Annotated in this window: 26 protein-coding genes and 1 tRNA gene; 15 read left to right on the forward strand and 12 right to left on the reverse strand. The window is 33.5% G+C overall.

Going from position 1 to position 22,879, the window contains the following annotated elements:
• The first annotated feature begins 6 nt into the window (after positions 1–6).
• From LBV24_RS10435 to LBV24_RS10460, 6 genes are all read left to right on the forward strand, one after another.
• Positions 7–564: a YeeE/YedE family protein gene (locus LBV24_RS10435; protein ID WP_224478589.1), complete on the forward strand. Its 558-nt coding sequence runs from the start codon at positions 7–9 to the stop codon at positions 562–564.
• A gap of 1 nt (position 565) precedes the next feature.
• Positions 566–982 carry a DUF6691 family protein gene (locus LBV24_RS10440; protein WP_224478590.1) on the forward strand — a complete coding sequence of 139 codons (417 nt, stop codon included), beginning with the start codon at positions 566–568 and terminating at the stop codon, positions 980–982.
• Positions 983–1,786 carry a sulfite exporter TauE/SafE family protein gene (locus LBV24_RS10445; RefSeq protein ID WP_224478591.1) on the forward strand — a complete coding sequence of 268 codons (804 nt, stop codon included), beginning with the start codon at positions 983–985 and terminating at the stop codon, positions 1,784–1,786.
• A 71-nt stretch (positions 1,787–1,857) separates the two neighbouring features.
• The gene (locus LBV24_RS10450) at positions 1,858–3,264 is read left to right on the forward strand and encodes an MBL fold metallo-hydrolase (protein WP_224478592.1); all 1,407 of its coding nucleotides are present in this window, start codon (positions 1,858–1,860) and stop codon (positions 3,262–3,264) included.
• Positions 3,265–3,275: 11 nt separating this feature from the next.
• Positions 3,276–3,485 (forward strand): YgaP family membrane protein, encoded by a 210-nt coding sequence (locus LBV24_RS10455; RefSeq protein ID WP_224478593.1) that lies wholly within the window; start codon positions 3,276–3,278, stop codon positions 3,483–3,485.
• Between the two features lie 2 nt (positions 3,486–3,487).
• Positions 3,488–3,760 (forward strand): heavy-metal-associated domain-containing protein, encoded by a 273-nt coding sequence (locus LBV24_RS10460; RefSeq protein WP_224478594.1) that lies wholly within the window; start codon positions 3,488–3,490, stop codon positions 3,758–3,760.
• A 22-nt stretch (positions 3,761–3,782) separates the two neighbouring features.
• Here LBV24_RS10460 and LBV24_RS10465 read toward each other — a convergent pair whose 3' ends face one another.
• From LBV24_RS10465 to LBV24_RS10490, 6 genes are all read right to left on the reverse strand, one after another.
• Entirely contained in the window at positions 3,783–4,058 is a 276-nt protein-coding gene (locus tag LBV24_RS10465; protein WP_224478595.1) for an ATP-dependent Clp protease adaptor ClpS, read from the reverse strand.
• A 7-nt stretch (positions 4,059–4,065) separates the two neighbouring features.
• Positions 4,066–4,902, reverse strand: coding sequence for a 50S ribosomal protein L11 methyltransferase (gene prmA / locus LBV24_RS10470; protein ID WP_224478596.1), 837 nt, complete (start codon positions 4,900–4,902; stop codon positions 4,066–4,068).
• A 2-nt stretch (positions 4,903–4,904) separates the two neighbouring features.
• Positions 4,905–5,654 carry a triose-phosphate isomerase gene (gene tpiA, locus LBV24_RS10475; protein ID WP_224478597.1) on the reverse strand — a complete coding sequence of 250 codons (750 nt, stop codon included), beginning with the start codon at positions 5,652–5,654 and terminating at the stop codon, positions 4,905–4,907.
• An 89-nt stretch (positions 5,655–5,743) separates the two neighbouring features.
• Complete coding sequence (locus LBV24_RS10480) at positions 5,744–6,820, reverse strand: ABC transporter permease (protein ID WP_224478598.1); 1,077 nt, start codon at positions 6,818–6,820, stop codon at positions 5,744–5,746.
• A 2-nt stretch (positions 6,821–6,822) separates the two neighbouring features.
• A complete protein-coding gene (locus tag LBV24_RS10485; protein WP_224478599.1) occupies positions 6,823–7,917 on the reverse strand; it encodes a BT_3928 family protein in 1,095 nt (364 codons plus the stop codon).
• A gap of 15 nt (positions 7,918–7,932) precedes the next feature.
• Positions 7,933–8,478, reverse strand: coding sequence for a DUF1599 domain-containing protein (locus tag LBV24_RS10490; protein ID WP_224478600.1), 546 nt, complete (start codon positions 8,476–8,478; stop codon positions 7,933–7,935).
• Positions 8,479–8,572: 94 nt separating this feature from the next.
• Here LBV24_RS10490 and folP point away from each other — a divergent pair, with 94 nt between their 5' ends.
• The 5 genes from folP to LBV24_RS10515 are packed head-to-tail and all read left to right on the forward strand — an operon-like array spanning position 8,573 to position 12,461.
• Positions 8,573–9,400: a dihydropteroate synthase gene (folP, locus tag LBV24_RS10495; protein ID WP_224478601.1), complete on the forward strand. Its 828-nt coding sequence runs from the start codon at positions 8,573–8,575 to the stop codon at positions 9,398–9,400.
• A 36-nt stretch (positions 9,401–9,436) separates the two neighbouring features.
• A complete protein-coding gene (locus LBV24_RS10500; RefSeq protein WP_224478602.1) occupies positions 9,437–10,054 on the forward strand; it encodes a hypothetical protein in 618 nt (205 codons plus the stop codon).
• Positions 10,055–10,087: 33 nt separating this feature from the next.
• Entirely contained in the window at positions 10,088–10,870 is a 783-nt protein-coding gene (gene cdaA / locus LBV24_RS10505; RefSeq protein ID WP_224478603.1) for a diadenylate cyclase CdaA, read from the forward strand.
• A complete protein-coding gene (locus LBV24_RS10510) occupies positions 10,870–11,676 on the forward strand; it encodes a DUF3667 domain-containing protein (protein ID WP_224478604.1) in 807 nt (268 codons plus the stop codon). The genes cdaA and LBV24_RS10510 overlap by 1 nt, the downstream gene beginning before the upstream one ends.
• 2 nt (positions 11,677–11,678) lie before the next feature.
• A complete protein-coding gene (locus tag LBV24_RS10515) occupies positions 11,679–12,461 on the forward strand; it encodes a DUF3667 domain-containing protein (RefSeq protein ID WP_224478605.1) in 783 nt (260 codons plus the stop codon).
• On the opposite strand, the gene LBV24_RS10520 is transcribed toward LBV24_RS10515, so the two are convergent.
• Together LBV24_RS10520 and truA are read right to left on the reverse strand one after the other, a co-directional pair.
• Positions 12,462–14,231, reverse strand: a complete 1,770-nt coding sequence (locus LBV24_RS10520) for an ABC transporter ATP-binding protein (protein WP_224478606.1) — start codon at positions 14,229–14,231, stop codon at positions 12,462–12,464. It lies immediately after the preceding gene.
• A gap of 1 nt (position 14,232) precedes the next feature.
• The gene (gene truA / locus LBV24_RS10525; RefSeq protein WP_224478624.1) at positions 14,233–15,000 is read right to left on the reverse strand and encodes a tRNA pseudouridine(38-40) synthase TruA; all 768 of its coding nucleotides are present in this window, start codon (positions 14,998–15,000) and stop codon (positions 14,233–14,235) included.
• A gap of 73 nt (positions 15,001–15,073) precedes the next feature.
• Here truA and LBV24_RS10530 point away from each other — a divergent pair, with 73 nt between their 5' ends.
• Positions 15,074–15,565, forward strand: a complete 492-nt coding sequence (locus tag LBV24_RS10530) for a metallophosphoesterase family protein (protein ID WP_224478607.1) — start codon at positions 15,074–15,076, stop codon at positions 15,563–15,565.
• 64 nt (positions 15,566–15,629) lie between these two features.
• Here the strand turns inward: LBV24_RS10530 and LBV24_RS10535 are convergent, their stop codons facing one another.
• Positions 15,630–16,040 (reverse strand): DUF4293 domain-containing protein, encoded by a 411-nt coding sequence (locus tag LBV24_RS10535; RefSeq protein ID WP_224478608.1) that lies wholly within the window; start codon positions 16,038–16,040, stop codon positions 15,630–15,632.
• A 219-nt stretch (positions 16,041–16,259) separates the two neighbouring features.
• Between LBV24_RS10535 and rho the strand changes: the two genes are divergently transcribed.
• Positions 16,260–17,879, forward strand: a complete 1,620-nt coding sequence (rho, locus tag LBV24_RS10540) for a transcription termination factor Rho (protein WP_224478609.1) — start codon at positions 16,260–16,262, stop codon at positions 17,877–17,879.
• A 136-nt stretch (positions 17,880–18,015) separates the two neighbouring features.
• Here rho and rpsT read toward each other — a convergent pair whose 3' ends face one another.
• From rpsT to proS, 3 genes are all read right to left on the reverse strand, one after another.
• The gene (rpsT, locus tag LBV24_RS10545; protein WP_114299432.1) at positions 18,016–18,267 is read right to left on the reverse strand and encodes a 30S ribosomal protein S20; all 252 of its coding nucleotides are present in this window, start codon (positions 18,265–18,267) and stop codon (positions 18,016–18,018) included.
• 23 nt (positions 18,268–18,290) lie between these two features.
• A tRNA-Glu gene (locus tag LBV24_RS10550) sits at positions 18,291–18,362 on the reverse strand.
• 107 nt (positions 18,363–18,469) lie between these two features.
• Entirely contained in the window at positions 18,470–19,948 is a 1,479-nt protein-coding gene (gene proS / locus LBV24_RS10555) for a proline--tRNA ligase (protein WP_224478610.1), read from the reverse strand.
• Between the two features lie 100 nt (positions 19,949–20,048).
• Between proS and LBV24_RS10560 the strand changes: the two genes are divergently transcribed.
• Both LBV24_RS10560 and LBV24_RS10565 read left to right on the forward strand, forming a co-directional pair.
• Entirely contained in the window at positions 20,049–21,155 is a 1,107-nt protein-coding gene (locus LBV24_RS10560) for a hypothetical protein (RefSeq protein ID WP_224478611.1), read from the forward strand.
• A 38-nt stretch (positions 21,156–21,193) separates the two neighbouring features.
• The gene (locus LBV24_RS10565; protein ID WP_224478612.1) at positions 21,194–22,714 is read left to right on the forward strand and encodes an OmpP1/FadL family transporter; all 1,521 of its coding nucleotides are present in this window, start codon (positions 21,194–21,196) and stop codon (positions 22,712–22,714) included.
• The last annotated feature ends 165 nt before the right edge of the window (positions 22,715–22,879 follow it).

The following is a 22,879-nucleotide window of genomic DNA, read 5'->3' on the forward strand; positions in this document are numbered from 1 at the left end:
TAATTTATGAATTATATTTTAGATCCTTGGCCTTGGTATGTATCGGGACCATGTATTGCACTCGTCATGTTTTTACTACTTTATTTTGGCCGCACCTTTGGTATGTCATCCAATCTGAGAACCCTTTGCGCAATTGGTGGTGCCGGAAAAAGAGTAAAGTTTTTTGATATGGATTGGAAGGGCCAAAAATGGAATCTAACTGTGGTGTTAGGGGCAATAGTTGGTGGTATGATTGCACATCATCTTCTTTCAAACCCTATCAATATTAACTTAAGTGAGAACACAGTCAATGACCTAAATGCATTAGGATTTAATAATCCAGGTCAAAGTTTATTACCTCCAGAATTCTTTAGTTGGGATTCTGTTTTTACCCTTAAGGGTATGGCTATTTTAATTGTTGGCGGTTTTCTTGTGGGTTTTGGCACTCGGTATGCTGGTGGATGCACATCAGGTCATGCAATTACAGGCTTAAGCAGTCTACAATTACCATCTCTTGTAGCAGTTGTAGGGTTTTTTATCGGTGGTTTAATTATGATTCATTTTATATACCCAATACTATTTTAATATGGGCAAGTATTTAAAATTCTTTTTGGTTGGTATATTCTTCGGGATTGTTCTTGTTAAATCTGAAGCAGTCTCATGGTATCGCATTTTTGAGATGTTTAAGTTTCAGTCTTTTCACATGTATGGTATCATTGGCACTGCCGTAGTAAGCGGTGTAATTATATTATTAATTTCTAAAAAAAGCCAACTAAAAACAACTGAAGGCACCTATCTGAGAGTTCCGCAAAAAGATAAAGGATATAAGAGATACATAATTGGCGGCAGTATTTTTGGGCTAGGCTGGGCACTTTGTGGTGCTTGCCCAGGGCCAATGTATATCTTAGTTGGTACAGGAGTATTCTCAATGCTCATTGTTATTGCAGCCGCACTATTAGGCACATACGCATATGGCGTGTTTAAAGACAAACTACCTCACTAAATGGATGTAACAGAAATACTAGGTTATTTTGGTGCTGTTATAGTTGGATTAGTACTTGGTCTAATTGGTGGAGGAGGTTCAATTTTAACGGTACCGATTCTGGTTTATTTAATTGGTTTAAATCCAATCGTTGCAACTGCCTACTCTTTGTTTGTTGTAGGGGTAACATCTAGCATTGGTGCCTTTCAAAATTTCAAAAAAGGCAGAGTAGATTTTAAAACAGCAATTATATTCTCAATCCCAGCTTTTATAGCCGTTTTTCTAACGAGACGCTTTTTAGTTCCAATGATACCAACTGAGGTATTTTCAGTTGGTGAGTTCACTGTAACTAATAATATCTTCATTATGGTATTTTTTGCCATTATTATGTTAATGGCTAGTATTTCCATGATTAGAAATAGAAAAGATAAAGTTGAAGAATCAAGTCATCAAAATATCCAATTTAATTATCCTCTTATTGCTTTAGAGGGCATCGGAGTTGGTATACTTACGGGAATCGTGGGTGCAGGTGGAGGGTTTTTAATTATTCCCGCTCTTGTAATTTTAGCAAAACTACCTATGAAAACTGCCGTTGGCACCTCACTTTTAATTATTGCGATAAAATCCTTGATTGGATTTCTTGGCGATATTGCCAACTTAGAAATAGATTGGAATTTTCTATTAATTTTTACCTTTCTTTCAATAATAGGAATAATTATTGGAGTGTGGTTGTCAAAATTTATTAGTGGTAAAAAACTAAAAAAAGGATTTGGCTATTTTACTCTCTTTATGGCCATCTATATTATCTACAAAGAGTTATTTTAAACCAATGTGATAAAAATCACTTTACAAAAAACGAAGTTTCGTAACTTTGTATCACTTGAAAAAAACTAATTATGAAAATTGAACAATTATATACAGGATGTTTAGCACAAGGTGCTTACTATATTGAGTCGGCTGGTGAGGTTGCTATAATTGATCCATTACGAGAAACGCAACAATATGTTGAAAAAGCGAAAAAAAACAACGCCAAAATAAAATATATTCTAGAAACGCATTTTCATGCGGATTTTGTCTCTGGCCATGTAGATTTGGCAAATAAAACCAATGCCACCATTGTTTTTGGTCCAGGAGCGCAAACAGATTATGATATTCATGTTGCATCAGATGAAGAAGAATTAAAATTAGGTAACCTAACTATTAGGGTATTACATACTCCAGGTCATACATTAGAATCGGTCACGTATTTACTCATAGACGAAAACGGAAAAGATCATGCAATTTTTTCGGGAGACACCTTATTTTTAGGTGATGTTGGTAGACCAGATTTAGCTATAAAATCAGATTTAACAAAGGAAGATTTAGCCGCAATGCTGTTTGATTCATTGCGAAACAAAATAATGACCTTAGCAGATGATGTTATTGTTTACCCTGCGCATGGAGCAGGTTCTGCATGTGGAAAAAATCTTAGTAAAGAAACTGTAGGCGTATTAGGTGAACAAAAGAAAACAAATTATGCCTTACGCGCAGATATGACAAAAGCAGAATTTGTTAAGGAGGTTTTAGATGGCATTGCTCCTCCTCCTCAGTATTTTGCTAAAAATGCTATGATGAACAAAATGGGATATGATGCTTTTGACACCATATTACAAACTGGTGATACACCATTATCTCCTGAAGATTTTGAAGCATTGGCGAACCATGAATCTGCATTAATTTTGGATGTTAGACGCGAATCAGAATACATTAAAGGCCATATTCCAAATTCCATTTTTATTGGATTGCATGGACAGTTTGCACCATGGGTAGGAGCGCTAATTACTGATATAAAACAACCTATCTTACTAGTTGTTCCTGAAGGTAAATCTGCTGAAGCTGTAACAAGATTGTCAAGAGTAGGTTACGACAATACATTAGGTTATCTAGAAGGTGGCATTGAGGCTTGGAAATATGCTGGCAAAGATGTTGAAACTTTAGAATCAATTTCAGCAATAGAATTTGCAGATAAGGCAAAGGCTTCTGAAATAAACATTTTAGATGTTAGAAAGCCAGGCGAATACCAATCTATGCACCTAGAAAATGCGCAGCATTTTGCTTTAGATTTTATTAATGAACAAATGAATGAAGTTGATAAAAACAAAACATATTATATACATTGTGCTGGTGGATACAGATCTGTAATCGCAGCCTCAATTTTAAAAGCTAGAGGATTTAACAATCTCATTGATGTAGCTGGAGGTTTCGGAGCAATTAAGAAAACAGATTTACCCACAACAGATTTTGTTTGTCCAACTACACTGTAAAACAATAAATTATGAAAAAAAACATGAGCAACGCTGATAAGGGCGTACGTACTTTAATTGCTGTAGTTATTGCAGTATTGTATTATATGGATATTATTGAAGGGACTTTAGCCTACATTTTAATGGCAGTTGCAATTGTTTTCTTAATTACAAGTCTTGTCAACTTCTGTCCACTTTATAGAGTATTTGGCATTAGCACTTGCAAAATAAAAAACGAATAGATATGGAAGCGACAACAATAAAAATTCAAAATTTAAAGTGTCATGGTTGTGCCAATACAATCGTAACACAACTGTCTAAATTAGATGGTATAAGTGAGGTTGCTGTAAACAATGATACAGATGAGGTAAGTTTTAGTCATAATTCTGACAAAGACATATTAAATGCAACCAAAAAGCTTGCAGATTTGGGTTATCCAATTGAGGGTGAAGCTAATTCATTACCCACTAAGGCGAAATCTTTTGTCAGCTGTGCTGTAGGAAGAGTGAAAAAATAAAAACCGCATAAAAGCGGTTTTTTTATACTATTTCTGCACTTAAGCCTGCCTCTAAGAGCTTTGAACACCTAGGTTCTAATTCTTCATAAGGACCTGTTTTAACAGTGCATTTACCTTTGTAATGAACAATTATAGAACATTGTTCAGCTTGCTCTGGTGTATGATCACAAGCATAAATTAAGGTATCTATTACATGGTCGAAAGTATTAACATCGTCATTAAATAATATGATTTCGTTCTGCTTTACAACCTCTTCCTTAAGGAGTAATTCTTCTGATTGTTTTTCTTTAGGACTCATAACAATACTAATTTATAAATTTTAGCGATACCCAATCACCTCTTTTAATTTTTTCGACCAATTTTAACATATTCATCTCGCACTTCGCCTCTATAAGAGGAATGTCTTTTTCATAAAAACCACTTAAAAAAAGTAATCCGTTTTTAGTAAGATGCTTAGCATAAGTTGGAATATCATTGAGTAGAATATTTCTATTAATATTAGCTATAGTAACATCGTACTTTTGATCCTTTAGAAGAGACACATCTCCTTCATAAACAGAAATATATTTGCATTTATTTCTCTCTACATTTTCTAAACTATTTATATAGCACCAATTGTCAATATCGATAGCATCTAGAGAGTTTGCCCCTACTTTTTCTGCAAGAATAGCCAGAACTCCTGTACCACAGCCCATATCCAAGACAGATTTACCCTTAAAGTCGTTTTTTAGAATATGTTGAATCATCATGTGCGTAGTTTCATGATGGCCGGTTCCAAAACTCATTTTTGGTTCTATAATCAAGTCATATTTAGTATCTGGCTTGTCATGAAATGGCGCCCTAACAGTTACTAAATCATCTACTACAATAGGTTTAAAATTGTTTTCCCACTCAGCATTCCAATTGGTTTGTTCAATTTCATTAAAGCTGTAGGTAATCGCAAATTCAGAAGATTTCAAGATGTTTATACCATCTAGAATAAATGCATTCCAATCCTCTTTTTGAATATAAGCGGTTAGACCTTCATTATTTTCGACAAAACTTTCAAAACCTGCATATCCTAATTCTGCAATTAAAATCTCTGTTGCTGGCTGTAAAGGATTCACCTTAAATTCATACCCTATGTAAATGGGAACCGCCATTGCTATATAGCATTGACAATTGCAAAAAAGTCTTCTGCTTTTAAAGATGCTCCTCCAATTAATCCACCATCAACATCTGGCTTAGAAAAAATTTCTTTAGCATTATTTGGTTTTACGCTACCTCCATATAAAATAGAAACCGAATCGGCAACCTCTTGCCCGTATTTACCTGCTAAAGTTTTACGAATAAATGCATGCATATCTTGAGCTTGTTCTGGTGTAGCAGTTTCTCCTGTACCAATAGCCCAAACCGGTTCGTATGCCAAAATGATACTTTTAAATGCACTCGCATCTAAATGAAATAATGCATTCTTTATTTGACTTTCTACAACCGCTTCCTCATTTCCTGCTTTACGATCAGCAAGCTCTTCACCAAAACAAAAAATCATATTCATTTCATCAGATAATCCTGCATCAATTTTTTTAGCTAACGCCTCATCCGTTTCATTGTAATAAGCGCGTCTTTCACTATGCCCAAGTATCACTGTTTGTATACCTATACTTTTAAGCATCCCTGCACTGATTTCACCAGTATATGCACCATTCTCAGCAAAATGCATGTTCTGTGCTATAACTTCAATATCATGTTGTCTCGTAGCTTCAAATGCATGCCACAAATTCGTAAAGGTTGGTGCAATCATAACCTCAGCATTAGAAGTTTTAGATTGTTTTTTTAATTCTACAATTAACGATTCTGTTTGTATAAGGCCATTGTTCATTTTCCAATTACCTGCAACTATTTGTCTTCTCATGATATTATGAATTGAATTTTATTTTGATTTTAGATTACAAAAATAAGGTATTAATGAAGAAACACCCTTGATATGTGTCATGTAATTGCCTAATATAACTTCACCCTTGGATCTAACCAAGCATATATGACATCTACTAGAATATTTATGGTAATAAACACAATAGCTATAACAAGTACTGCACCCATAATCACTGGTAAATCTAGTGTGTTTAATGCATTTACTATTTCTTTACCCAGACCATTCCAACCAAATATGTATTCTACAAATACCGCTCCGGCCAACATAGATGCAAACCAACCAGAAATAGCTGTCACAACAGGATTTAAAGCGTTTTTTACTGCATGATTTTTAATAACTTGGAATTCACTTAGTCCTTTTGCTCTTGCAGTTCTAATAAAGTCCTGACCTAACACATCTAGTAATGAATTTCTCATTAATTGAATGACCACTGCCAATGGCCGAATTCCTAAAACGATTGCTGGTAGAATTAAATTTTTCCATTGAATGGTCATTTTTTCGCCAAAGTCATCCAACTCATATAGGCTACCAGTCATCTCTAAATTTGTGTATTCATGAAGCACAAAACCAAATAGCCATGCAAATAATATTGCGCTAAAAAATGAAGGCACACTCATACCTAGAGTACTTAATACCTGAATTAATTTATCTATCCATTTATCCTTAAACAAAGCAGAAACAATACCAAGGGCAATCCCTAACAATATTGCAATTACTATGGCAGAAATAGCTAAAACGAATGTATTAGGAATAGTCTCACCAATTACCTGAGTTACCTTTTTTCCTTGTTTTGTGAATGATTCCCTCAAATAAGGAAACTTTAAAACAGTCGTTGTTTTACCTATAGTCCATAAATCAGTGGCGGTATATTTGTTTGGACCTAAGAATGTGTAATCCTCAGGATTATTAGAATGAAAAGATATTGGAGATAAATCGTTGAGATAGTATAAATATTGCTTAGCCAAAGGTTTATCAAAACCATACTTTTTTTTAACAGCTTCAACTTGATCGGCTGTTTGGTTTTGTCCTAACATCATTTTTGCAGGATCACCAGGTAAAATGGTAAACAAAAAGAAAATTACTGTAATGACACCTACTAAGGTGATAAATGCATACAGTAATTTATTTAAGAGATATTTTATCAAACTTAAAGTTGTATATCTTCAATATCATTCCAATGTGCCTTATTGACAACCGTCCCTTTGTTTAAAATTACCACTCCCGGATTCGCACGAACAATTGTCTTAATTACCTTTTCATCACAGAGGTAAAAATTAAAATTAAGATTGTAATCTGATTTCACCTTTTGTTTTTCAGCTTCTCCAGACGATGTTAAACCTATTACAGTAAAACCAGCATTTATTGCTCTATCGGTAAAGCTTTTTAGTTTTATTAACCCATCTTCTTCTGATGAACAAATATTATACGTGGCAACAATCACCAATTTTTCTTTATCTAAGTAATATGAGGTTAAGTCTTCATCATCTGATTCTATTGAAAAATCTTGAATTGGCGGTATGTATCCTTCATCTATAGTTTCAGTTTCAACACCTACGTATTCTCCATCAACTGTTGGATAACTACCATTAGTCACAAACTCCTGTTCTTCCCCATTAACATTAAATGTCCATGTGTATTCTAAAACTGGTTTTGGTGCATCTTCAGGTATAATCATCTGTTCTTGGATATTTTTCCCTATGGCGTATGCCCTAAAGTCAATTGATGGCAGATGCATTAACACATGATATCCAAACCAAAGTGAAACAATAAAACTTAATAATGCGAGAACAGTATTTGGCAATGATTTAAATAATGGTTTTATATGTTTTATACCATATACTAAAATCAAAATAAACACTAGCAGTATAACATCTTTGGTGAAACTCTCCCATGGTGTTAGCTTTAACGCATCTCCAAAACAACCGCAATCTTTAACCTTATCAAAATAGGCCGAGTAAAAGGTTAGGAATGTAAAAAACACTATCATAGCCAATAAACTATAAACAGTGAATTTTGGTTTATATCCAATAAGAAGAAAAACACCGAGTACTACCTCAAACACAACAACAAAAACTGAAAATATCAAGGCATATGGAATTAAAAACTCCAAGTTTAAAACATCTGCTCCAAAATATTCTTGAAGCTTATAAGAGAAACCTAATGGATCATTAAGTTTTATAAAACCAGAGATAATAAATAAAATGCCGACAAATATTCTACTAATATGTACTAGATATTTCATAAATACTTTTTAAAGTTAAGACTTAGATTCTCCTAGATGAATCATTGCAAACACAGCATAGTTAATCATGTCTTGATAATTTGCATCAATACCTTCACTAACTATAGTTTTACCTGCATTATCCTCAATCTGTTTAACGCGTAATAATTTTTGCAATATTAAATCTGTTAAGGAACTCACTCTCATATCTCTCCAAGCTTCTCCATAATCATGATTTTTATCTAACATTAGTTGCTTGGTTATTCCTATTTTTTCATCATATAAATCTACAGCTTTAGACGTCTCCATGTCAGGTTGCTCCACAACTCCTTTATCTAGTTGTATTAGTGCCATTATGCAATAATTAATTATACCGATAAACTCACTCGCCTCTCCCTCATCTACCTTTCTAACTGCATTTTGCTGAAGACTTCTTATGCGTTGTGCTTTTATAAAAATTTGATCAGTTAACGAAGGCAATCTCAAAATACGCCAAGCACTACCATAATCACTCATCTTATTCTTAAAAAGGGTTCTACATTGTTCAATTACGGCGTCGTATTGTTTGGAAGTATCTTGCATTTAATTCAATAATAATTTCCGTAAATTTCGCATAAATAAATTAGAAGTTCAAAGTTTGACCTTTAAAGTTTTTAGCTAAGTTTTAAAATTTAATATGACCATAAATTGTAAAGGCAGGTTGCTTGATTTAAGCTCACCAAAAGTAATGGGAATACTCAATGTTACACCAGATTCATTCTACGATGGTGGCAAATATAAAAATGAACTTGAAATTTTGAATCAGGTAGAGACCATGTTAAATGATGGCGCGACATTTATAGATATAGGTGGCTACAGTTCTAGACCAGGCGCTAAAGAGATTAGCCTTAATGAGGAAATTGGCAGGGTTGTACCTGTGGTTGAATTGATATTAAATAAATTTCCTGAAACTCTAATCTCTATTGATACCTTTAGAAGTGAAGTTGCACAAAAAAGTATTGTAGCAGGTGCTTCAATTATAAACGATATATCAGCAGGCCATCTTGATAACGATATGTTATCAACTGTTGGAAAATTGGGAGTCCCTTATATTATGATGCATATGCGTGGTAATCCCAAAACAATGCAAAATCAAACACAATATGAAGATTTAGTTAAGGAAATTAACTCTTATTTTGCTGAACGAATTTTCAAAGCACATAAACACAAGATTATTGATATTATAATAGATCCAGGATTTGGTTTTGCAAAAACATTAGAACAAAACTTTGAACTTTTAAACAAATTGGAATTACTTCAATTTGTTGGCAAACCTATTTTAGCTGGTGTGTCTCGCAAATCTATGATATACAAAACCTTAAATACGTCAAGCGAAAAAGCATTAAATGGCACAACCGCACTTAATATGTTGACACTTCAAAAAGGAGCTAAAATTCTACGCGTACATGATGTTAAAGAAGCTATGGAATGTGTTACATTGTTTAATAAATTACACACTAACTAAATGAAAAGGCATTTCTATTTTTTAATATTATTATCTATGCTTAGTTGTAATAATGAACGTGTATTACAGCTTCCAGAAATTGAAAATGCTAAAATATCAGAGGTTCTTGATGTATCACCTGCTTATATATTTTATGATGAAAGTCAACCTGATTCTACATTGTTAAACAGAAAAAATCTAATTAGCACAACAAACTGGCTAATAAATGTAGACAAACGGCTTTCCTTAAGACAGGCAATACCTCATATCAAATTTCTCCAAGACAAAAAAAGAAATGCTCAGATGCATAAAAATGAAAATGCAAAGAATTATTTTACATGCAACGACACAAGCCTTGGGAATTTAGGATTTATGGAGTTTACAGACACTCACTATATGAATTATGATCGCGCGTCTAAAACCATTGAAGATTCGTGCTTTATGACAATTGAAAGTCTAAACGATATTTCATTTTCTACTTCTTTAGATCCAAACACAACATTATCCTTAGATAATATAGAACAATCATTAGAAACTATAAAAAGAGAATTTGGTAAGGACGAAAAACTTTTTCTTGTTATAAACCCTAACTTGAGTTTTCAAAATTACATTACCTTAAAAAACGTATTAAGACCTTTAGAAAATAGAATCTCAAATAACGAATTCATTTATTAACATAAATTCTTAAATTAGCAAAAAGCACAAACCTTGGACGATTTACAACTTTGGGATTTTAGATTTATTGATTTTGTAGATGTCTTCCTCGTAGCTATACTTCTCTACTATATTTATAAACTAGTAAAAGGCACAGTTGCTGTAAATATATTTATTGGCATACTGGTTATATACCTCGCATGGCGTCTTACGGACTACCTTCAAATGCATATGCTCTACAGTATTTTTGATGGATTCATGAAGGTTGGGATTATTGCACTAATTGTGGTATTTCAACCAGAGATTAGAAAATTTCTATTACTAGTGGGTTCAACAAATATTGGTGGTAAAAAAAGTATTTTCAAAAATTTTAAGTTTCTAAAAAACGAAGATCAAACCACGACAGATGTTGATGCAATTATCAATGCCTGCAGTAAAATGGGAGCTTCAAACACTGGTGCGTTGATTGTAATTGAGCGAAACAACAATTTAGATTTTTTAACTACTACAGGTGATGAAATGAACATATTAGTATCACAGCCAATAATAGAAAGTATTTTCTTTAAAAATAGTCCGCTTCATGATGGAGCAATAATCGTAGACAAAAATGTAGTTAAAGCAACACGTGTTATACTGCCTGTTAATAATGAAAAGAATATTCCAGCTCGATTTGGATTAAGGCACAGGGCTGCAATAGGTATAACAGAAAAAACAGATGCCATTGCTATTGCTGTGAGCGAAGAAACTGGACAGATCTCTTATATAAAAAATGGCGAATTTGTGATGTACAAGGACACACACGATTTAACAGAAAAAATCAAGAAAGACCTAGCCTAGTGCAATGTAAAAATTGTCATACTACAATTGAAGATAATCAAAATTTTTGTTTTGAGTGTGGTGCAAAAAATATACGAAACCGCTTAAGACCAAAAGTCTTAATTAGACAAATTAATGAACAGTTTTTATCCATTGACAATAAATTCCTAAAGACATTTATTGATCTTTTTAAAAAACCCGAAGAGGTTATAAATGGTTACATTAATGGTACTAGAAAAAAATATATTGATGTATTACAGTATTTTGCAATTGCACTAACTCTTGTTGGGATACAAGTTTTTTTGATGGATTCGTTTTTTACTGAAGAATTAAATTCTTCATTTGAAACTTTAAAATCATTGGAATCAAATAGTAATTCTAAAAACAATCCCTTTAATATAAATCTTGAAAGTTTTGATGATATTAACAGATATCAAAGTGTACTTTACGTGCTAACAATTCCTGTTTATGCCTTAGCAAGTTGGTTGGTTAATTTTATCATTAGACCAAATTTCTTTTATAATTTCACAGAACATTTGGTTTTAAACATCTACTACTATGCTCAGGTAATCATTATTACGGCCTTATTGAGTATTATTTTCCTGTGTTTTGGTTTAGACTATTTGGTAATATCGGGTGTCGTATCATTACTCAATTTCATTTATCATTTTTACACCTTAAAAAAGGTATTCAAACTAGATTTTTGGAATGGTATTGCGTTCTATTTATTAGTTATGGTGGTATTTGGTTTAATTGGATTTGTGATTGCAATAATACTTCTATTAATTGCATTCTTTTCTGGATTCTTTGATGCTATTAAAAAATAATCATGAATTGTAAAAATTGTAACATAGAACTACAAAAGCAAGACGACTACTGCAGATCATGTGGAGGACGAGTTATAAGAAATAGGTTAACTCTTAAAAATCTATTTGAACATCTTAGTGAAACATTCTTTAATTATGACAATAAACTATTAAGAACTATAACAAACTTATTGCGCAAGCCAGAAGATGTTATCGTTGGTTATATTAATGGTGTAAGAAAAAAATATGTAAATCCTATCAGCTTTTTTGGCCTTGCAATAACTCTATCAGGATTATCCGTTTTTATATTAAAGAAGTTCTATCTGCAATATTTAGATTATTCACAGCTGTTTGAAGGTGTTGAAGCTTCTCAACAAATCTTTGATGCAACATCGAGCAATGCTTTAGAATACAACTCCTTAATCTATTCTTTTATAGTACCATTTTTTGCAATAATTTCATGGGTAGTATTTTTGGACAAGAAATTTAATTTCACCGAACACGTAATAATTTACTTGTACTCTATGTCCTTGATGAGTATATTTTCGGTCTTATTGTCCCAAACTGTACTTCTACTAGTACCAGACCAATTCCTATTATATAGTATATTAACTTGGCCATTAATGTTTATATACCATGCCTATATTCTCAAAAGAATATTCAAACTATCTATTGGATCGTTAATATTAAAGTCCTTTATTTTCTTTGCGTTGTTTTTTGTGCTTTATATGGGATTATCCATTTTAGCATTTTTAATAATGCTTGCAACAGGCACTATTGATCTAGAGTCGTTAAAACCCAAATAACTAGACTGGTTCTTCCTTTAAAAACTGAACTTCATAAAGATTCTTGTAGTAGCCATTTTCCTTTTTGAGTAAAGATTTATGAGTGCCCATTTCTACGATTTGACCAGCATCCATCACAATAATTTTATCAGCTTGCTGAATTGTAGCCAGTCTATGCGCAATAATTATGGACGTTCTACCAGAGGTAATTTTATCGGTTGCATCCTGTATCAATTGTTCAGAATAAGAATCAACTGAAGATGTTGCCTCATCTAAAATTAAGATACTTGGATTTGTAACATAAGCCCTAAGAAATGATATTAACTGGCGCTGACCAGAAGAGAGCATTACACCACGTTCCTTAACGTTATAGTGATAACCACCAGGTAAACTAGAAATAAACTCATGTATACCAATAGCTTTAGCCGCAGTTACAACATCTTCTTCAGTGATGTATTCGTTGTTTAGTGTAATATTATTTAAAATGGTATCTGCAAACAAAAAGACATCTTGCAATACAACAGCTATCTGATTTCTTAGTGAATTCAATGTCATCTCCTTAATGTCAGTACCGTCAATTTTAATTGCTCCAGCATCAATCTCATAAAATCGGTTAAGCAGATTTATTATAGTTGACTTTCCTGCACCAGTGGCTCCCACTATGGCAACCGTCTCTCCAGCTTCGACATTAAACGAAATACCTTTTAAAACTTCTTCATCTTTAATATAAGAGAATCGTACATTTTCAAATTCTAAATCGCCTTTGAAGTGGTTAGCAATTTGGGTTCCTTTATCGTCAATATTAGAATCTGTATCCAATACTTTAAATACACGATCTGCTGCTACCATACCCATTTGCAACGTATTAAATTTATTAGCTATTTGATACAATGGTCTAAATAGCATTGGTATAAACATGGTGAATGCTATTAAATCACCAAGTGTGGTACCTGGCAATGTAGCAACAACTCCATAACCTCCAATTAAAATAACCAATGCCATAGTTACTGACGATACAAATTCTGCAACCGGGAAAAATATAGAGTTGTACCAAACGGTTTTTAACCATCCTTTTTTATGGCGTTCGTTTATGGCTTTAAATTTTCTGTATTCTATTGTTTCACGAGTGAATAGTTGGACTATTTTCATTCCTGTTACACGTTCTTGTACGAAGGAATTTAAATTTGAAACCTCAGTACGTACATCTTCAAACGCACGCTTCATATATTTTTGAAAGATCTTTGTAGCAAAAACTATAATTGGCATTGCCACAAATACAATAAGACTCAATTTTAGATTAATGAAGGCCATAAAACCTGCAACTACAGCCATCTTTAAGATATCACTAAATATCATGAACAATCCTTGCCCAAAAATATCGGCAATACGCTCCATATCAGTTACAGCACGTGTAATTAAAACTCCTACTGACGACTTATCAAAATAGGTCATTTTAAACTTAAGCATGTGCTTAAAAAGTTTTACCCTTATATCCCTAACAACAGACTGACCTAGCCAACTTGCATAGTATATAAATAGCAATTGAGAGACAACCTCAAATATTAACAATACCAGCATTATTAACATGTAAAAAACAAATCCATCGTATTCCTTATTTGCTATTTTTACATCAATGGCTTCTTTTAACACATAAGGTCTAAACGCTCCAAAAACGGCCAATCCAATAACACAAATAAGGGAAATAATAAATACTGTACGATAAGGTCTTATGTACTGTAACAATCGCTTAAACAACGAAACATCAAATATTTTCTTTCCTTCTTCTGCCATATTATGCCGAAACTATATCGGAATCTGTTTTATAAATGTCTTCAGGATATTTAATATCCACTAAACTTAACCCTTGTGCCGGTACTGAATATCCTGCCTCACTTCTATCCTGAGAAGCAATAATCTTATGCAATTCATTAGGCGTCATTTTTCCTAGACCAATATTCACCATAGTACCTACTATTGCTCTTACCATATTTCGCAAAAATCGATCTGCAGAAATCACAAATAGAAGTTCGTTGTTCTTTTCTTGCCAATGAGCTTCCTTAATATCACAATTATACGTTTTTACATCTGTATTTGACTTAGAAAAGCATTGAAAATCCTTATACTCAAATAAGATTTTGCAAGCATCATTCATTTTGCTAACATCCAGTTGTTTTTGCAATTGATAAGAAAAATCAAAATTAAATACATTTTTATGTGTTGAGATTCTGTAATGATAAGTCCTACTCATTGCATCAAAACGAGCATGCGCATCTGTTTTTACCTTCCTTATTTTAGATATAGCTATATCTCTTGGCAAGAAAGAGTTTAATTTATAAACTAAGTCAAGTGAATCTAATTTACCTTCATAGTCAAAATGAGCAAACATTTTTGAGGCATGCACACCAGTATCAGTTCTACCCGCACCAACAATTGAAATTTTATCATTTAACAAAGTAGATAATGCTTTCTCTATCACCTCCTGCACCGTAATTGCATTAGGTTGATTTTGCCAGCCATGATAGGCCTTGCCATTGTACGATAGTTCTAGAAAATATCTCAAAAGATTACCTATTTTTGCTATATAATTCACAAAGATAAACAGATTTAAGAGTTATAATCACAATATTATCTTAATGCAAAAAATCCTCCTTCTCTCAGATACTCATAGTTATATAGACGATAATATTATTAAACATGTTAAGCAAGCTGATGAGGTATGGCATGCCGGTGATATTGGTGATTTGCATGTAACTGACACAATAAAAAACCTTAAACCTCTTAGAGCTGTATATGGTAATATAGACGATTCAAAAGCAAGAGCAGAATTTCCATTGCACAACAGGTTTAAGTGCGAAGAATTAGACATTTGGATAACACATATAGGTGGATACCCACCTAAATATAATAATAGAATACGTGAGGAATTAAGGAACAATCCTCCAGATATTTTTATTTGCGGCCATTCTCATATTTTAAAAGTAATGCCCGACAAAAAATTGAACTTATTACATATGAATCCTGGAGCGATTGGTAAACATGGTTTTCATAAGGCCCGAACAATGTTAAGATTTACAATCAATGGAAGTAACATAAACAACTTGGAAATTATAGAGTACAAAAGATAGAAAATGAAAAACCCAGACGACAGCGTCTGGGTTTTTCGCACTAATACTACTAAGATTTTAGGTTCTATCGTAATCTATCTACAGATTTTACAAGATCTTCGTCCTTTTTAATAGCCTTGTTAGCCAAGGCTAAACACACAATAGAAAAAACAGGAAGAAGAATCCCAATACCTTTCTCAGAAACGTTAGTTTCTCCAGATAAATTTAGAGATTGAGTTACAAAGATTCCTAGTAAAATAAAGTTTAATATTATATTAAGTCGACCCAAAACAAACTGAGTCTTCCTTTTCTTAAAACTAAAAATTGAAATTAAAGATAACAAAGCAGAGCCAATAAATAGGCCTAAATACAAATAATTATCTAGGGCAAATACTTCTGCGCCCTCGCTATTTGTCCATAAACGAAATACAAAAATAAGACCAGCAGATATTACGGCTGCCAGAAATAAATATAGTGTCTGTATTCTCTGTATCATATCTTTTATTAAAAAAGCTTTGCAAAATTAGTAGTTTATTTTTTAAAAAGATAGAATTTAATTTAAAATAAAATTGTATTATTGCAACAGAAAGTAAAGACAAGAACGTATGTCGCTTTCCAATCTTCCGAATTAATTTCACTTTTTTTCTTTTTATTTCATTTAGAAAATTTTGAGTTAATAATATCGAAACTATAATACATTATATTACATATACGAATGTTTGAAATTTCACAGTTAAAAGCTAAGAAGCTACCTGAATTGCAGGATATAGCCAAGCAACTAAAAGTACCTAAATTTAGAAGTTTAAAAAAATTAGACTTGGTTTATCAAATCCTAGATTACCAAGCAGCAAATCCTGCCGCAGTAAAAGAAAAAGTTGAGGTAAAACCACAATCTGATTCTAAACAAAACAATCAGAGACAAAAGCGTGGTAGAGTTCAGCGTCAGCCTCAGGATAACAAAGGGCAGCAACAACAGTCTGGCAACAATCCAAAACAACAGGAGGAAAAAAAGACCTCAGACAACAAACAGAACAAACAACAAGATCACAAGGGCAAGGAAAGAAATGAGGATAAGTCTAAAGTTCGTAATGATGACAAAAAAAGATCTAATAACGATAATAGACAGCAGCATCGCTCTAAAGATCAAAACCGAAACAACAATAATAAAAACAACGGCAATAAGGATAACAGAAACCGTTATCGAGAGCCAGATTTTGAGTTTGATGCAATTATTGAAAGTGAAGGAGTCTTAGACATTATGCAGGATGGTTATGGGTTTTTAAGATCATCAGACTATAACTACCTTACTTCACCAGATGATATTTATGTTTCACAATCTCAAATAAGATTATTTGGATTAAAAACAGGTGATACTGTACTTGGACATGTAAGACCACCAAAAGAAGGCGAGAAATATTTCCCATTAATTAAAGTAAGTAAAATTAATGGTCAAAATCCACAAGTTGTAAGAGACCGTGTGGCGTTTGAACATTTAACACCATTGTTTCCTCAAGAAAAATTTAATATAGCGGAGCGTCAATCTACAATTTCTACAAGAATTATGGATTTGTTCTCTCCTATAGGTAAGGGTCAACGTGGTATGATTGTTTCTCAACCAAAAACTGGTAAAACAATGTTACTTAAGGATGTTGCAAATGCAATTGCAGCCAATCACCCAGAAGTATATCAAATGATATTACTTATTGATGAGCGACCTGAAGAGGTAACAGATATGCAGAGAAACGTTCGTGGGGAAGTAATTGCATCAACGTTTGACAAGGAAGCACATGAACATGTCAAAATTGCAAACATTGTTTTAGAGAAAGCTAAGCGTTTAGTAGAATGCGGACATGATGTTGTTATTTTACTAGATTCAATTACAAGATTGGCACGTGCTTACAATACCGTACAACCTGCATCTGGTAAAATATTATCAGGTGGTGTAGATGCTAATGCACTTCATAAACCAAAACGTTTTTTCGGTGCTGCAAGAAATATTGAAAATGGAGGATCATTAACTATTATTGCTACGGCACTAACGGAAACTGGATCTAAAATGGACGAAGTTATTTTTGAAGAATTTAAAGGTACGGGTAACATGGAGTTACAATTAGATAGAAAGATATCTAATAGACGTATTTTCCCTGCAATCGACTTAACTAGTTCAAGCACAAGACGTGATGATTTATTATTAGATGATAATACGATTCAAAGAATGTGGGTAATGAGAAAATATCTTGCAGATATGAATCCTGTTGAAGCAATGGAGTTTATTAATGATCGATTCAAACAAACTAGAAATAATGAAGAATTCCTAATTTCAATGAATGGTTAGGTAATTCAATTCTATTATAAAAAAGCAAAACCTCAAGAAATTCTTGAGGTTTTTTATTTATGTAAAGATTTATATATAGCAACAAAAAAAAGCCTTTCATTATCTGAAAGGCTTTGAATTTTTTATTTAAGTCTGATTATAACGCTGCTACGTGCTTTGTTAAATTAGCTTTTAAGTTTCCTGCCTTGTTAGAGTGGATTACGTTTTTCTTCGCCAATTTATCAATCATACTAATAACGGAAGGTAACATTTTTTGAGCTTCTTTAGCATCAGTTATTTCACGTAATTTCTTAATTGCATTACGTGTAGTCTTGTGCTGATATCTATTAAGCACTCTTCTTTTTTCGTTACTTCTTATTCTTTTTAAAGCTGACTTATGATTTGCCATTTTATTTTTCTTATTAAAAGTTGTAGCCCGTAGGGGAATCGAACCCCTCTTACCAGGATGAAAACCTGGCGTCCTAGCCGATAGACGAACGGGCCATTTAGTTATTTCACCATTAAATGAACTTACAATGTTTCCATTGCGGATGCAAAAATACAACTATTTTTAAATGTTGCAACTACTAATAAAAATTTTTTGATTTTTTTTAGTAAGCCTTTGCAAAAAGAACACGCTTATTAGATGGTTTACCACTGTAAACACAAGAGCCTTCCTCCTCTGCACTGTCAATTGGTATACACCTAATTGTTGCTTTGGTAAGATCTTTAATCTTCTGCTCAGTTTCTGCAGAACCATCCCAATGGGCAGAAATAAAACCTGTTTTATTTTCTAAAACTTTTTTGAAACTTTCAAAATCATCAACCTCCGTAATATGAGAATTCCTAAATTCCAAAGCTTTATTAAACAAGTTTTCTTGGATCTCCTCTAATAAATCTTCAACCACAACGGATAACCTATCTAGAATTACCGTTTGTTTCGATAAATTGTCACGTCTTGCTAGTTCTACAGTCTCATCTTCCAAATCCTTAGGGCCTATAGCTATACGCAATGGCACGCCTTGTAATTCGTGTTGCGCAAACTTTGCTCCTGGTCTCAACGTATCTCTTTTGTCAAATTTTACAGAAATTCCACGTTCCTTTAAATTGTCAATAATCTCATTAGATAGTTCAGCTATCTTCTCAAATTGCTCTTCATTTCTATATATAGGTACAATTACTACTTGATATGGTGCCAGATTTGGTGGTAACACCAGTCCCTTATCATCACTATGAGTCATAATTAACGCACCCATTAAGCGTGTTGAAACTCCCCAAGATGTTGCCCAGACGAAATCTTGCTTACCCTCTTTATTAGTGAATTTAACATCAAATGCTTTTGCAAAGTTCTGACCTAAGAAATGCGAAGTACCTGCTTGAAGCGCCTTACCATCTTGCATCAGTGCTTCAATGCACATGGTCTCTTCAGCACCAGCAAATCTTTCACTTTCCGTTTTTAAACCTTGTATTACAGGAATTGCCATGAAATTTTCTGCAAATGTTGCATAAACATTATTAATTAGTTTAGTCTCTTCCCAAGCCTCTTCTTTAGTTGCATGTGCTGTGTGGCCCTCTTGCCATAAAAATTCTGCAGTTCTTAAAAACAATCTTGTACGCATTTCCCATCGTACAACATTGGCCCACTGATTTACAAGTATTGGCAAATCACGATAAGACTGTATCCATCCCTTATAAGTATTCCAAATAATTGCCTCACTTGTTGGGCGTACAACCAACTCCTCTTCTAATCGCGCTTCAGGATCAACTCTTAATTTCCCTTCATTATCTGGATCATTCTGTAATCTATAATGAGTAACAACAGCACATTCCTTGGCAAATCCCTCCGCATTCTTCTCTTCTGCTTCAAATAAACTCTTAGGTACAAAAAGTGGAAAATAGGCATTGACATGTCCTGTATCTTTGAACATTCTATCTAATTCCGCTTGCATTTTTTCCCAAATAGCATAACCATATGGTTTTATAACCATACACCCTCTGACTGCAGAATTCTCAGCCAAATCAGCTTTTACAACTAATTCATTATACCATTTTGAATAATCCTCAGCTCTACTCGTAAGATTTTTACTCATTTTCAGTGTTTTGGCACAGATATTGTGCTTATGTTAAATAAAAAAATAGTTCAGCAAAACTAACTATTTTTGCTATGTTCAACAATAAAATAAAAGAGATATGCAATTTAAAACCATTACAAGCCAAAAATTGCCATTTTTTGTTGCTCTCGGTTTAATGACCGTGCTAACTTCATGTGGTTCATACCAATATGCAGGATATGACAACGATGGTATTTATTCTGCCAATGAAACCAATGAAAGTGTTGTTGAACAACCAGTTGCAACGACATCAACTGACGATTCAAATTACTACAAAAATTATTTTGCTGAAAACAAAGCACAACTTGACGCATATCAGTCAGAGGATGAAATATTTACCGATGTAGACTCATACTCAAGTGACTATGTTGAAAGAGCTCAAGATACTTTAGAACAAAGACAACCTTATGGTGGCTGGGGACAAGATAATAGTACAGTTACTATAAATGTTATTGATAATGGCTTTTGGGGCTGGAATGACCCTTGGTTATGGGGTCCTGGATGGGGCTGGAATAACTGGGCTTGGGGTGGACCTTGGGGCTGGAATCGCTGGGGATGGAATCGCTGGGGATGGAATGCAGGCTTTGGTTGGAACAATCCTTGGGGCTGGAATGCACGCTTTGGTTGGGGCTGGGCTGGTTACGGCTGGGGCTGGGGTTCAGGATGGAATAACTGGGGCTATTATAATGGATACTATGGCAACTCTAACAGATATGCCTTTAATTCTGGGAGACGAGGCTCATCTTTATATAATAGAAACTTAAATGGCTTAGGTAGAAGTAATGCAGCTGTCTCACGTAGAAATTATTCTACAAGCAGGTTATCCAATGCTGTTACAAATACTAGAAGAGTACGAACTTCTAATAATTCAATAAGCCGATCTAATAATGGAGTTAGAACTAGTAATGGCGTAAGATCTAGTAATGGTGTACGATCTAATAATGGTACTAGGGTAACTAGACCAAGCAGAACGATGAGAAATTCTAATTCAACTCGCACAAGATCAAACAGATCTTCAAGAAGTTCAAGGCCATCAGGAACTGTAAGATCTTCAGGAAGTTCGCGTTCATCTGGTAGTGTTAGATCATCCAGTGGTTCTTCATCGAGATCTTCTGGAAGCATGAGATCTTCTGGTGGATCGTCATCTAGATCTTCTGGTGGATCAAGAAGAGGTGGTAGAGGATAAAATTTATAGTTAATTCCGAATTTAATAATTAAGAACTTATGAAAAAATTACTTATGCTTAGCATAGGCTTAATAAGCACGTCTTTAATCTTAGCACAAGATATTACTGATGCTGTAAGATATTCAATGGATGAAATACAAGGTACTGCTAGGTTTAGAGCAATGAGTGGCGCTTTTGGAGCCCTTGGTGGAGATATGTCTAGCGTCAATATAAATCCTGCAGGTTCTGCAATATTTAATAATAGCCATGCATCGCTTACTTTAGGATACTTTGATGAAAATAGTGATGTAACTTATTTCAATTCAACAAGAAATGCGTCTAATTCAAACTTTGATTTAAATCAACTTGGGGCAGCATTTGTTTTTAGAAATATGAATCCTAATTCTCCTTGGGGGAAATTCACAATGAGTATGGCCTATGATAGATCGGCAGATTATGATAGAGACTGGTTAGCTATTGGAACAAATCCAAACACCAGCATTGGCGAATATTTCTACAACTATGCAGATGGATTAAGATTAGATGAAATATCAGCATTTCCAGGTGAAACAATTTCCGAAGCTTATAACGATATAGGTTCCATTTACGGATTTGGTCATCAACAAGCTTTCTTAGGATTTGAAGGTTATATAATTGATCCGGTTCAAGACACTGATGATAATACGCAATATATCAGAAATATAAATGGAATTAACTTTAATCAACAATACTCTTTTGCAAGTAGAGGTTATAACGGCAAATTAGCTTTTAATTTAGCTTCAAGTTATGAAGACAAACTGTTTTTTGGATTAAATCTCAATGCACATTTCATTGACTACGAAAGAAGTACATTTCTTCGAGAATCAAATTCTAACGCCTCCTCTAATGTGAGTCAAGTGGATTTTGAAAACAATCTATTAACTACAGGTAGTGGATTCTCATTTCAATTAGGTGGTATAGCAAAACTAACAGAAGAATTTAGAGTTGGTCTATCATATAATTCTCCTACTTGGTATAGAATCAATGAAGAAACATCTCAATATTTAGCTTCAACAAGATCTGAAAACGGTTCTGATATTAACCAAGTAATTAATCCTAATGTTATTAATATATTTCCAGAATATAAATTACAAACCCCTTCAAAAATAACAGGTAGTTTGGCATATGTTTTTGGTAAACAAGGATTATTGAGCTTTGACTATTCAATTAAAGATTATGCAAATGCAGAATTTAAGCCAACATCTGATGTTTTCTTCTCTGGATTAAACAATGACATAAGTGATGCATTAGATACAGCAACTTCATATAGAATTGGCGGTGAATATCGTCACAAACAATTTAGTTTTAGAGGAGGGTATAGATTCGAAGAAAGTCCATATCGAGATGATACTTTCTTTGGAGATTTAACTGGGTATTCCTTAGGTCTAGGATATAGTTTTGGCAACTTAAGTGCCGATATAGCATTTAGTCAATCAGAAAGAGATATAAATTACCAATTGTATAATGTAGGGTTAACAGATTCTGCACTTATTCAGTCACGTTTTACTGATGTGGTTCTTACATTTGCATTCAACATTTAGTCGAATAATATTTTAAAAAATAAAAGCCTGGACATATGTTCAGGCTTTTTTATTTGTACTAAACCTTACCTTAACGTTTCAAGGTAAAATGGGCCTTCAGTTCCTTTCTCTGGTTGGTTATCGGCTCGTCGTACTCCACGGTGAACCAGTAATCGCTGCTCGGCA

Source organism: Winogradskyella vincentii, from assembly GCF_020166345.1.
GTDB classification, from domain to species: domain Bacteria; phylum Bacteroidota; class Bacteroidia; order Flavobacteriales; family Flavobacteriaceae; genus Winogradskyella; species Winogradskyella vincentii.